This is a genomic window from Thermincola ferriacetica (assembly GCF_001263415.1).
Lineage (GTDB): Bacteria > Bacillota > Thermincolia > Thermincolales > Thermincolaceae > Thermincola > Thermincola ferriacetica.
On record NZ_LGTE01000004.1, the window covers coordinates 65,720 to 77,596 of the forward strand.

General features: G+C 52.6%; 13 protein-coding genes and 1 tRNA gene. All 14 read right to left on the reverse strand.

Annotation, left to right across the window (positions count from 1 at the left end; all coding sequences use genetic code 11):
- Positions 1-85: 85 nt before the first annotated feature.
- The 14 genes from Tfer_RS04460 to Tfer_RS04525 all read right to left on the reverse strand — a co-directional run bounded on the left by Tfer_RS04460 (position 86) and on the right by Tfer_RS04525 (position 11,848).
- Entirely contained in the window at positions 86-985 is a 900-nt protein-coding gene (locus Tfer_RS04460; protein WP_052217070.1) for a type II secretion system F family protein, read from the reverse strand.
- Positions 979-2,172 (reverse strand): TadA family conjugal transfer-associated ATPase, encoded by a 1,194-nt coding sequence (locus Tfer_RS04465; protein ID WP_200901006.1) that lies wholly within the window; start codon positions 2,170-2,172, stop codon positions 979-981. The genes Tfer_RS04460 and Tfer_RS04465 overlap by 7 nt, the downstream gene beginning before the upstream one ends.
- 12 nt (positions 2,173-2,184) lie before the next feature.
- A complete protein-coding gene (locus Tfer_RS04470) occupies positions 2,185-2,547 on the reverse strand; it encodes a RusA family crossover junction endodeoxyribonuclease (RefSeq protein ID WP_052217071.1) in 363 nt (120 codons plus the stop codon).
- 13 nt (positions 2,548-2,560) lie between these two features.
- Positions 2,561-3,286 carry a CpaE/TadZ family protein gene (locus Tfer_RS04475; RefSeq protein ID WP_052217072.1) on the reverse strand — a complete coding sequence of 242 codons (726 nt, stop codon included), beginning with the start codon at positions 3,284-3,286 and terminating at the stop codon, positions 2,561-2,563.
- A 54-nt stretch (positions 3,287-3,340) separates the two neighbouring features.
- Positions 3,341-3,928, reverse strand: coding sequence for an SAF domain-containing protein (locus Tfer_RS04480; RefSeq protein WP_052217073.1), 588 nt, complete (start codon positions 3,926-3,928; stop codon positions 3,341-3,343).
- Positions 3,929-3,944: 16 nt separating this feature from the next.
- On the reverse strand, positions 3,945-4,595 hold the full coding sequence (locus tag Tfer_RS04485) for a hypothetical protein (RefSeq protein ID WP_052217074.1): 651 nt from the start codon (positions 4,593-4,595) through the stop codon (positions 3,945-3,947).
- Positions 4,596-4,598: 3 nt separating this feature from the next.
- A complete protein-coding gene (locus tag Tfer_RS04490) occupies positions 4,599-5,456 on the reverse strand; it encodes a metal-dependent hydrolase (RefSeq protein WP_052217075.1) in 858 nt (285 codons plus the stop codon).
- Positions 5,457-5,468: 12 nt separating this feature from the next.
- Positions 5,469-7,238 (reverse strand): M23 family metallopeptidase, encoded by a 1,770-nt coding sequence (locus Tfer_RS04495; RefSeq protein ID WP_052217076.1) that lies wholly within the window; start codon positions 7,236-7,238, stop codon positions 5,469-5,471.
- A gap of 25 nt (positions 7,239-7,263) precedes the next feature.
- Entirely contained in the window at positions 7,264-7,593 is a 330-nt protein-coding gene (locus Tfer_RS04500; RefSeq protein ID WP_052217077.1) for a helix-turn-helix domain-containing protein, read from the reverse strand.
- 246 nt (positions 7,594-7,839) lie between these two features.
- Positions 7,840-7,922: transfer RNA gene (locus tag Tfer_RS04505), tRNA-Leu, on the reverse strand.
- Between the two features lie 193 nt (positions 7,923-8,115).
- On the reverse strand, positions 8,116-9,084 hold the full coding sequence (locus tag Tfer_RS04510) for an ABC transporter ATP-binding protein (protein WP_013119857.1): 969 nt from the start codon (positions 9,082-9,084) through the stop codon (positions 8,116-8,118).
- A gap of 1 nt (position 9,085) precedes the next feature.
- Complete coding sequence (locus Tfer_RS04515) at positions 9,086-10,060, reverse strand: ABC transporter ATP-binding protein (RefSeq protein ID WP_052217078.1); 975 nt, start codon at positions 10,058-10,060, stop codon at positions 9,086-9,088.
- Positions 10,020-10,904 carry an ABC transporter permease gene (locus Tfer_RS04520; RefSeq protein ID WP_052217079.1) on the reverse strand — a complete coding sequence of 295 codons (885 nt, stop codon included), beginning with the start codon at positions 10,902-10,904 and terminating at the stop codon, positions 10,020-10,022. The genes Tfer_RS04515 and Tfer_RS04520 overlap by 41 nt, the downstream gene beginning before the upstream one ends.
- A complete protein-coding gene (locus tag Tfer_RS04525; protein ID WP_013119854.1) occupies positions 10,901-11,848 on the reverse strand; it encodes an ABC transporter permease in 948 nt (315 codons plus the stop codon). The genes Tfer_RS04520 and Tfer_RS04525 overlap by 4 nt, the downstream gene beginning before the upstream one ends.
- Positions 11,849-11,877 lie beyond the last annotated feature (29 nt).

Below are 11,877 nucleotides of genomic sequence, written 5' to 3' on the forward strand. Positions count from 1 at the left end.
GTCGCCATCAGGCCGCCGCTTTACTTTTGAGAGTGCGCACTCCCATCCCCGGAATTAGTTCCGGGGTTTTCCCGCGCTAATCCTATTAGTCATCGATCTGCTTTTTGATATACCAACTGGCCGCCGCCATGCTTATGACGGCGTAAGCTACCACCCCCCTGCCGATGGTTGTGTGCACAGCCCTGATGAAGTCATCGTTCCCGGACGCCATGAACCAGATGGTCAGGCACAGTATTATAACTATCCCTGCCACCGTGCTTTTGGCCGTCGTGGCAGCCACGCGCTTTTCTTCCTTCAACTGCTGTTTCACCTTTATCTGCTTCATGCTCCGCATACAGGCTTCCGCCAGGTCTGTGCCGGCCTGCCGGGCAAACCTGATATTGTCCGCCCAGGCGGCAATGATGGTGCTGCCCGTGTTCCTGGCAAACATGTCCAGGGCGTCGTCCAGCACATGCCCGGCTGTTACGGCGTCCAGCACGTTCTGCAACTGGGTTTTCAGCGGTTCCCTGGCGTTCTGCAGGGCGTAACGGATGGCGCTTTCCAGGTTCGGGCGCACCTTGAGCGATGAGATCATTTCACTCAGGGCGTAGCGCATTTCTTCCTCCGTCAGCCTTATCCGTTTTTTGGCCTGGGCGTTCAGGAAATAATAGAACACGGCGAACAGGGCCGCCGGCAGGAACACGGCCAGCAGGCCCAGGCCCATGACGATACCCATGACAAACAGGAGCATAGCCAGGGCAAAAAGCACCAGCATCATATCCTCCGGGTCCTTTTCCCAGCCAGCCTCAATAATTTTTTGCTGTAAGTTTTCCAGCAAACGCCCCAGGCCGACAAATTCCAGCCAACTAAATTTTGTCTTTACCCCCTTGATCAGTTGGCGTTCAACCTTCTGCCTGAGAACTGCTTCTCTCTCTTCTCTGTAGCCTGCAATGAGTATTGTCAGTACAAAACCCGCCAAAGCTGCAAGCATTACTGCCGCTAACAACCCGCCTCACCCCCTTGCTTTTTGTCTGTTCCGCCCACCAACCGGACCATGTACCGGCCACTGTCAAGGGTTTTTTCCACTTCCACCACTTCCCTGATCTCCCGGCCACAGACATTCCCGTCCTCATCTTCTTTCAGCACTATGGACACAACAACATCTATAACCCGCACGATTAACTGGCGGATTATCTTGGTGGTTAAGTTGCTGTGTTCCTGGATGAGGGTTTCCAGCCGGTACAGGCCGTCCATGGCGCTGTTGGCGTGGATGGTGGTCATGGACCCGAGATGGCCGGAGTTCAGGCACTGGATAAGTTCATAGGCCGCCCGCGGGTGCCGGACCTCGGTCAGGATGATCCGCGCCGGGCGGCTGCGCAGGCAGTCCTGCAGTATGGTGCTGTATGTTATGGGCTTTACGTCCTCGGTCCCTTCCCTGGTTTTCAGGTACATGACATAGGGCAGGTCAAGTTCCAGTTCCCTTGTGTCCTCCAGCACGGCCACCTTGTGCATACGCGGGATTTCCTTCGCCAGGGCGTTGATCAGGGTTGTCTTGCCCGCCCCGGTCTGGCCGCAGACGAGGATGTTTTTCCGTTCCTTCACGATACGGCGGAAATATTCCGTGTCCAGCCCGCCCAGGGTTTCAGCCAGTTCTTCCAGCCCGGCTTTCACCCGGTGCATCATGGTGTGCCGGCGGATAGTGATGTACGGTTTTTCGGCCTCGGGCGGGATGATGACAATGGCCCGGCTGCCGTCGTACAGTTCCGCGTCAATGGAAGGCACGGCCTCGGATATTTCCTTGCCCGCCTGGGACGCTATACGCTCGGTTACCAGCCGCACTTCTTCCTCGTTCAGAAACCCTTCGCTGTCCTCGTAAAGGCAGCCGTTCTTTTCAACCATTATTCGGGTGCCGAATACGTGTATGTCGGTCACTTCATCGTCGCGCAGGTATTTCTCCAGCGCGCCCAGGGAAAACAACCTGTCATGCAGTTCCTGGACAATGGCATTGATATTGCCCAGGCAGTCCGGCGCGTTCTGCTCCAGGTATGTTTTGGCCAGAGTATGGAGCTTTTCTTTCGGGTCCTGGCCGTGCAATCGAAGGTTGTTCAGTTCGCGCCGGATTTCTCTGACCATGTCCTCTTTCTCGGCAGGGGTTAACTGCCGGTTGTGCTGGATCATGTTTAATACGCCCATCAGACCAACTCCTTATCCTATTTTTCTAATTGTGATTTCGGCTTTTTCCCGGCCTCTGGGGCAGGGGATGATTTTAACCCTTGCCTCTGTGACAATTTTGTCGTCCGTAAACACCCCTCCGCGCTGCAGGCCGTCCAGGAACGCCTTCAGGTAGTTGTCCAGGTCGCCCCGGCGGCCTTCGGGGAGGTATACTGCTGCATCAACGGATATATTGTCCCAGAGCAGGGGCCGGGGCCGGACAGTGTAACAGTATCCGGCTATGGCATTCAGATAGTCCAGGTACTGCTGCGCCCTTGGTTTGACGTATTTCCCGCGCCGGGTCATGCGGACCATGGGTACAGGCCGGCCCGGGATAATCAGTGTTATCTTTTCCAACACCATTTCCTCCTCACGCCCAGAATTTCAGCCTGCTCAGAAAACCGCTTTTTCCAAAGCTCCAACTACCCGGTTTCATGGTATTGGGGAACCAGGCGTCAACCACGCCGGACACATACGGCAGCATAGTCCTTTTGTCCGGGCTGTGATTTTTTAGGTATGGGACTACCACTGACACCGGCGCTTTCATAATGTCAACGTATTTCTGTTTTTTTCCGGGCCGGCAGTTGTTTATCACTACCTCGAACCGGTTGCTGTTCACGATGCCGTAGCTTTTTATGTAGTCGAGCAAAATAGCGCCGCGGATTCCGGTGTATCGTTCCGGCGTTATAACAAACAGTGTGGTATTGCTTTTCTGTACAGCGGTTAGCGATCCTTCGGTGGGCTGGGATGACGTGTCCACGATCACCAGTTGAAAATTCTGCAAAAGTGTTTGCAGCATGGTTTCTGTTATTGGCTTGGTCATAACGTCTGCCGCATGGGGCAGGCCCCCGGATAATACCCCGTAAGTCTTACCGGCAGGCACCTGAACATATTCCACGGCTTTTTCCGGGTTCCCGGCTGCGTCGGTTATGCTTCTGTATCTGTCCAGGTCGAATAAAGCGTGCATGGTCCCAGGCGAAAAGTCCATGTCAACCACGCAGGTGCTGATCCCGCGCCGGGACGCTTCCTCCGCCAGGGCCAGGGTAAGAGAGGTCTTTCCAACCCCGCCCACGGCGGACATTGTTGTAATCAGCAAAACAAATACCCCCTTTCGTTTTTTTCACAAAAAGAAAAAAGGCAGGTGGGTTAATCAACCCTGCCTGCCCTGAATGATGACCCTGTATGTTTGGTTTTTTACGAACGGCGCTATGCCGGCCAGGGCGTTTTTGTTGCCCGCCAGCACGGCCATGTACTCCGTTTTGCCGCCCATGTTAACGTCGCCTTCGGTCTTGCTTATACTGACCACTGCCAGATTGTCATAGACCGCGCCCTCGCCGCTGGGCTTCCATGTTACCACGGACACGACAGATCCGGGATGCAGGTATTTTGTTTCTGTCTCAGTTACAGGTACGGTGATCAGCCCTGTCTCCGGGCCAAGGGGCAAATCTTTTTTGTCCTGAACATAGTCTGTATAAATCATATCCCCCGGCAGGCGCTCGGACATGGCCTGTTTCCCCACAACCTGCTCAGGAGACGTAGCAGCGCCGGGAACGGCTACTGTATTGGACACGCTTTTAACTTCCACGTCACCCGGCTGTATTTCCGCCCCGGCCGCGATCCGTGTCTTTGCCACCACCACGTTTTTCTTGCCGTACATGGCCTGCGAAGCCATGACGCCTGCCCCGAGGAGCAGGATAAACACGATAAAGGCCAGTTTGATCACTTTGCTTTTAAACAAGGACACATTCCCCCTCTTAAAGTAGATTGATTATTTTCTGTTCTATCATCAGCGCTGCTTCAGGCAAAGGCGTCTGCGGCGGGATGTTCAGCAGGGCCATTATGCCCTGAAGCTGTTGTTTTATTTGTTTTATATCGTTTAAAGCGGCGCTTTCGCCGCTGTCGTTCCGGGTTCCGTTCTGCCGGTTGTCCGCCGTGACTGGCGGCAAGCGTATGGTTTGTTTTTCCTCCGCTTTGACAAGTTTTCTGAAAAGCCTGGTCAGCTTTTTCGCTTCGCCCGGCGCATCGACCGGGTTCATCTTCTCTATCAGTTCACCGTATTTCGACGGGTGTTCAAGCTGCCGAATCAATTCGCTTACACGGACCGGGTTGAATGTGAAATCCCGGACACCCAGCAGAAACGCCTGCAGCACTTCCGGGCTGTCGTACTTCATTTCGCCCATCATCAGGACCGGACGAATATCGGCTTTCAGCAGCCGGAACAGGATTTCCGGCATACTGCCTTTCCCCGGCAGGTACCAGGACAGCAGCACTGTGTCGGCGTTTATACGGCACGCTTCGTCCACCACGCCTTCGCGGTACTGAATATCGCCGATTACCTTGTCCCCTATATATTCCCTGATTTTTTTATCCACGTCGGCGTAACCGGTTGCCAGCAACAGTCGCAACTTCTACCATCCCCTTCCTGTGCCTTCCAGCATGGCCAGCAGCGCAAAACCGCGGTTAAGAAACCCGGTCTGGTACAGCAGCAGGATTATGTACGTGCAGAGCATCAGGTAACTGAAAAAACGTTCCTTCAGGCTGCCGGTATTAAACCAGGGCAGGGCAAAACGTTTCCTGTAAGGGTATAAAAGCGGCACGCCGCTGTTGGTCAGGGCATCGGCCAAAAGATGCAGGCTGTACCCCAGCACAAAGGCGGGCAGGATATTGACGCCCCAACGCTGCCATATCCCCACTGCGTCCTGGATATACCATGCTGCCGTTGAGGTTATTGCCAGACCCAGGAGTGAGTGCGTCATCCCGCGGTGGCCGGCCAGGGTAAATATCAATACCGTAAGGCCGGTTGCGATCAGGATAAAATTCAATACCCCCTGAAAAACGGGAAGCACAGGGTGTTTGCCCATGTACCACGCCGCGGCAAGCATGGTTGCACCTGCTATCAGTTCCGCTATTCGCGTACCCGCCAGTACCGGTATCTCAGGCACTACCTCGTGGGTTATAGTGGAGTTCGGGTGGTCCAGGTCGGGCAGCAGTGAGCCGATAGCCGCCGCGAACATCATAACCACCGGCGCAATAATTGCGGAAAAGGTGAAGTATTCCTTAAACTCGTAAGCAAGCCAATAGGTCCAGTACATTATAAACGCCGCCTGCAGAAGGTTTGTCAACATTCTTTTTCCGCTTGATATATATGCCAGGGCCATCGCCAGGACTATCCCTGCGCTGTAGTCTTTTGTAGTAATCTTTAACATTTCCGGCCAGACCAGCATGGTGCCGATCAGACCTATCCTCATGTGTGTTTTTGCCAGCATATGGCATACCCCCTATTTTTGCGTCAAGACCAAAAGCGGGTCTATCCACGCATTGGTCTGCAGGTTTTTGATCCGTATGTCCAGGTGCGGCCCCGTGCTGCGGCCCGTGTTCCCTACAGCGGCTATCCGCTGGCCGGGCTGCACGGTGTCGCCTTTCCGGACCGTTGGCGATTCGGCCTGCAGGTGCCCGTAAAAATACAGGTTGTTGTTATCCCGGACGGTAATGTACATTCCGAACCCCTGGCTGTGATCACGCGGGTTTTCCCAGCCGACATGGGTCACTATTCCGCCGGACACCGACAAAACCGGGGTCCCCTCCGGCGCGGCTATGTCCAGCCCTTTGTGTATGTAAGACCCGCGGTCTTCGCCAAAGTAGCCGGTTATGCGCGTGGAACCGGAGACCGGCCACACGCCGCCGCCTGATATGCTGCCGTCCCGCAACTGCACGGCCATCTTCCAGATCGGGCCGGCGTATTCCGCTTCGGCCCATTTCAGCGGGTCATCGCCGTACAGCACGCGCTTCGCCACCGGTACGTGCACAAACCCGCCGTATACCTTTAACACCGGCAGCGTGGCCTTCTGCCAGACAGAATCGTCGGCGGTCCAGTCAACGCTTTTCAGGCCGAAGTGGTACAGCATGTATGCCCCGGCCAAAATCTGCGCCCTGGGGTTGTCACGGTCCGCCTGCGGGTCAAAGCCCAGGGTTCGCGATACCCTGGCCCAGTTCTCCGGCAGCAACTGCATCAGGCCATACGCGCCGCTGGATTCGTTCTCCGCCTGCGGGTTAAACCCGGATTCCTTGAAAGACACAGCGGCCAGAAACCACCAGGGTATGCCGTACTGCTTCTCGGCCTCACGGAAGAACCCCGTCAGTTCCGGCGGGACGGTCGCCCCGGACAGGTACTCGGCGGCATCGGCATACTGCAAAAGCCAATCCATGTTTTCCGCTTTCCTGGAATACGCCCTGGCGTTTTCCAAAACCGCCGTGCGCATCAGGGCCAAATCTTCCGCGTCCCGCGGTTTCAGATAATTCTTTATGGCATTGTCCAGCCTGGTCCACTGTTCCAGGGTACGGATATTTTTCAGCCTTTCGTACCTTATGCTGGTGTTTTCATCAAGCTGTTCCGTGACCCATTCATATTCGTACTGCCGCCAGCCGTACAGGGTATTGGATTCCACCAGCAGATGCACTTCCTGGACAGAGGTCTGGCTGCCGCCGGTTTCTGTTGTTGTGGTGACATAAACCTTGGATGGACGGTAGTAGAAATACGGTTCAAGATCCTTCACAAATTGTTCCCGCATTTCATCGGTTATCCGGTCGCCGTTTTCGGCTATGGTTTGGAACAATGCCAGCGCCTGAGCCACACCCCATTCCAACTGCAACTGCACGTCCTGGCCGTACCGGTCCGTAAAACCGGACAGTTTACCGGCGTATTCCGACGGATACAGCGGTCTGGACGGCTGGCTGTTCACCACGTACAAATGCTTACGGTTGGCTTCATTCACCAGGTTCCGGATTTTTTCAATACTTGCCGCATCTTCCGCGGTGACGGTTTCCCGGTTTACTGCCTGTTCTGTCGGCATGGCTGAATAGGTCATGCCGAAAAATACGGTGACAGACATTACCAGGAACAGAAACAACAGCAGCCACGGTCCCAGTATAACCAGGAGTTTTTTGGCAAGGGCCTTGACTGCTTTTTTTGCAACGGATTTTACCGCTGTTTTGGCGGCTCGGCCAACAATTTCCCGTGTGTAACGGTCTGGCTGGTTTGTATCAACCACCGCCAATTCCTCCCCCGTTTTTAATTTAATTCACCGATACGGGCTTTTTGGGCCCGGCCAGGTGCAGTTTCGGCTTTTCTTCCGGCTCAACAATCTGCAGGGTCAGCCTGGACAGCAGGTTCTTTTCTTCCAGCCGCCGCAGCACCTGTTTTGCTTCTTCCTCGCTGATCCTGCATTTCCGGGCAATGGTTTCGTAAGCATGGGCGTAACGATCCTCTTCACCACTGAAATCGCTCAGGTACAGGTAGGCTAGAATGTCGTATGCCGTAAGCCCTTCAATCTCAAAAATGCTGTCATATGCGTCAAGATTCAGTTCGTAGATGGTTAATGTCTGGCCCGGCTTGATCTGCAACAAACCAATCACCTCCTCTCTACACACACAAAAAAAGAGCCAATCCGGTTGACACCAGATTGGCTCCTGAACAGGGAAGGATTTTCTCTTTTCATGGCGAACTAATTTTCCTGGTTGCACACGTTTTTCTGCGCACACGTTTTTTTTATTTCAAGTCAAATACGTGCGCGCGCGCACGATTTTTTCAAAAAACATTTTAAAAAGGCTCCGGGGCAAAAACCCGCGAAGCCTTGATACAATTGGCTTTTTTGGTGCGGATGATGGGACTTGAACCCATACGGTTGCCCACACGCCCCTCAAACGTGCGCGTCTGCCAGTTCCGCCACATCCGCGTTTGGAAGGCTTACCGCCTTTTTTGCTGCTGCCCTTTCGGTAACAGCAATATTATTATAACTGAACAGTGTGCTAATTGCAAGGGTGTACAGGTAGTTTTGCGCAGAAAAAATCTTCCCAATATCAATGCTGAGCATTGATTCAAAGAATCCGAAGGAGACTCCGCCGCTAAATTCAAAATTCCCCTGTGCGTTACATATAGCACTTGACCCAGTGTTCCGGACCCAGCAGCCGCAAAGGAGGAGCGTTCCTGCGGCAAATCTCTGCCCGTTCAGGGCACCAGTCATAATAAGGGCAACCATGGCTTTTTTGTTTGCCCGATGCTTCCGCCGGACCACGTTCCGATTCAGGCGCCGCTTCCTGTTTTCCACCCCCAAAAATCCGGGGCATGGCAGAAATTAAAAGCCGTGTATAGGGATGTCCCGGATGGCTGAACACTTCTTCGACAGGGCCAAGCTCTACCAGTTCGCCCTTATACATAACCCCTATTCTGTGGCTGATATATCTTATCACTCTGAGATCGTGAGATATAAAAAGGTAAGATAAATTCTGAGAAACTTGCAGCCGGCGAAAAGTCTGCAAAATTTGCGTTTGCACCGAAATGTCCAGCGAAGCCAGAGGTTCGTCACATACCAGCAATGCAGGCTCAGTAGCAAGGCTTCTGGCCAGGCAAACTCTTTGCTTCTCACCGCCGCTCAATTCGTGGGGATAGGCGTAAAAAATATCGGTCCGTAAACCCGCCAGGTTTAATAACCGGGCTGTCTTTTGCTTTATATCCTCCGCACCTTTGCCATGATGAAAAGAAAGCACTTCTTTAATAGCGCTGCCAGCGGTCATTAAGGGATTAAGAGTACCGGTGACATCCTGGAATATACACTGCACTTGTCTGCGGTACTCCGTAAATTCCGCGGCCTTAAATTCTTCTATATTCCTGCCTTTGTATAGCACCATTCCCTGTGACGGTTTAACCAGTCCAAGGGCCAGCTTTCCGATGGTTGTTTTTCCGGAACCGCTCCCACCGATTAACCCCAAAGTTTCTCCGGTCCGGGTATCTAAACTTATGTTTTTCACGGCCGTAACACGCCTGGTAGACAAAAAACCTGAGCCTATACAGTATTCCTTGGTAACTCCCCGTAACTCCAAAAGAGTTTTACCCTTCATGTCACAGCGCCCCTTTATTTCTGCCCGAGTATAAGTGGCAGGCTACCTTTCGGTTTTCCGATATTTTCAGCAGCTCTGGTTCATATATTGAGCAATTTTCCGAAGCCTCTTCGCACCTCGGGTAAAAAGCGCAGCCCATGGGCAGTTCATGGTAACCGGGGACCTGGCCGCGAATTGGTTCAATATCGTGCCTTCCCTCTTCCAGAGCAAAAAAGGTTTCAATGAGCCGGCGCGAATAAGGGTGCAACGGAGTACTTAACAATTCCCAAGTCGACCCTTCCTCAACCACTTTGCCCATATACATAACCAGCAGCCGGTCACAGCTCTGGGCAACCGCAGCTAGGTCATGAGAAATCAGGATTACCGCCAGGTCCATCTCCTTCTTCAAAACTGCCAATGCTTTCATCACTATGGCGCTGTTTATAGTATCCAACGCAGTTGTGGGTTCATCGGCTATCAAAATCTCCGGTTCGCAGCATAAAGCCATGGCCAGACAAACCCTCTGCGCCATACCGCCAGAAAGTTCTCCCGGAAATCGCCTGAGTATGTCATCAACATCATTGAAACCGACCCGCTGTAGTAACTGCCGCGCTCTCACCAGGGCATCTCCTGAAGATAATCTGCAATGAAACCGGATTAACTCAGTCATTTGTTTCTTCACTGTCAGCACAGGATTAAGCGCTGCCATTCCTTCCTGGTACACCATGGCAATCCTTTTTCTTTTAATGTTATGCGGGGCTTTATTATAACGGTCTGATAAAAACCTGATACTTCCCTCCACTTTACATTCCGGATACTTTAACGCCCCCGCCACCGCAAGACCAGTAACAGTTTTACCGCAACCGGACTCGCCAACCAGACCCAGGCATTCGCCTTTTTTTAGTTGCAAAGATAAGTCCCTAACCACCCTGACATCACGGCCGGTCCCGGAAAAACTAATATTTAACCCCCTGACGTCCAAAAATACACTGTCCAATTGTTCGTCCTCCAACTCCAGCCCCACATTTTCTTGTTGGATCAAACCATCCCCGCAGACCGTCGCCAAGGAGGTTAAACCCAAGTACAGTAATAAATATTGCCGTCCCCGGAGCCAGGGCCAACCACGGAGCCGTAGTCAAATAGTTTCTGGATTGGTAAAGCATGAAACCCCAACTCGGTTCAGGCGGCTGCACACTCAGCCCCAAAAAACTGAAACCCGATTCAGCCATAATATTGACACCCGCAAGAACTACGGCATAACCAAAAATGGGCCCCGATATGTTAGGCAAAAGGTGAAATCCTATAATTCGCCATTTGGGTAGCCCGGAAACCTGTGCCGCTAAAATATAACCGGCCCCTTTATTCAGCCGGACCAACCCCCGCACCATTCTGGCCATGTAAACAGTTCCACCGACCGTCAATGCCACGACAATGCTTGTTTCACCTTTACCCAGAAACGTAACCAGAATTAAGGCCAGAATTATCCCGGGTATACACATCACTACCTCTAAAATCCGGTCGATAATTTCGCGTCCCCATCCCTCCAACCAGCCGCTTAAAAAACCCATACCCACGCCGCAAAGCAATGATCCGGCCAACGCCGCCAGGGAAATGAAAAAACTGTGCCTACCTCCGTAACAGAGGCGGCTTAGGTTGTCCCGTCCCAAAACATCAGTACCGAGGGGATGCTCCAAGGAAGGTTTTTGCAGAGCATTTTCCACGTTTACTTCCAGGGGGTTCGGCAAAAAAAGTGGGCCCAAAATTATAAGAATCACTATTGGCATTAAGAGGACTACGCCCATCAAAACAGGTCGGCGGGCAGAACTGCAGGGAAAGTTCATGCGCCAAAACCCCCTTCATAAAGGTCTTCCGCTGACCTGGGATCCAGCACAGGCCCAATAAGTTTTACAAATAAATTTAGACCCGTGATAATAGAAGCGGTGATTAAAGTTATGCCGTTAATCACAGGCCAATCCCTGTGCAGGACTGCGTCTACCAAAAGATTACCCAGGCCAGGCAGGCTGAAAATGGTCTCCGTTATCACAGCCCCGGTAAAGAAGTAGGCCGCATCGGTAACAACCTGGATCAGCAACAGATAAACAATATTGGGCGCTGCATGCTGCCAGAAAACCCGGAATTCCGGTAATCCCCAGCCTTCTACAGCCTTTATAAAAGGTTTGCTTAAAATATCCAAAAGAAAATACCTGATAAACCGGCCATAAGTCAGGCCCAGTGGGATGCCGACAGCCAGGCCCGGCAGTACATAGAAATAAAACTGCCCTTCTCCTGCCCCGGATATGGGAAGCAGGCCCAGGGTCACTCCCAACAAGGTCTGCAGCAACAGGGCCAGCCAGAAATGGGGTAACGAAAATCCAACCACAGACAGAGCGGTAAGCAACCTGTCAATAAAAGCATTTTCATGATAGGCGGACAAAGTTCCGACTGCCAGGCCTATGAGCAAGGCAAAAACCAGGGAAACCAGAAAGAGCTTTGCTGTCACCGGCAAGGCTTCAGCAATGATGTCCTTTACCTGCTTGCGGGACACATAGGAACGTCCCCAATCGCCCTGTAAAAGGCTGCCGGCATAGTCCACAACCTTTTTAATAACGGGTTTGTCCAATCCCATTTCCTGCCGCATTAACTGATAGGAGCTCTTGTTGACATGCTTCCCCAAAGCCATGCGGGCCGGGTCCCCCGGTATAAAATTGGTTAGTACAGACATTACTATAACCATAACGGCTATGGTAATAAAACTACCCAAAAAGTTTTTAAGCAAATAATTCAACGGGAAACCCCCTTGATACTCCCAATCGT

Bases quoted from the DNA above. Each gene is read 5' to 3' on its own strand.
- Tfer_RS04465 (WP_200901006.1), bottom strand. From the start codon at position 2,172: ATGGGCGTATTAAACATGATCCAGCACAACCGGCAGTTAACCCCTGCC.
- Tfer_RS04490 (WP_052217075.1), bottom strand. From the start codon at position 5,456: ATGCTGGCAAAAACACACATGAGGATAGGTCTGATCGGCACCATGCTG.
- Tfer_RS04510 (WP_013119857.1), bottom strand. From the start codon at position 9,084: ATGAAGGGTAAAACTCTTTTGGAGTTACGGGGAGTTACCAAGGAATAC.
- Tfer_RS04520 (WP_052217079.1), bottom strand. From the start codon at position 10,904: ATGAACTTTCCCTGCAGTTCTGCCCGCCGACCTGTTTTGATGGGCGTA.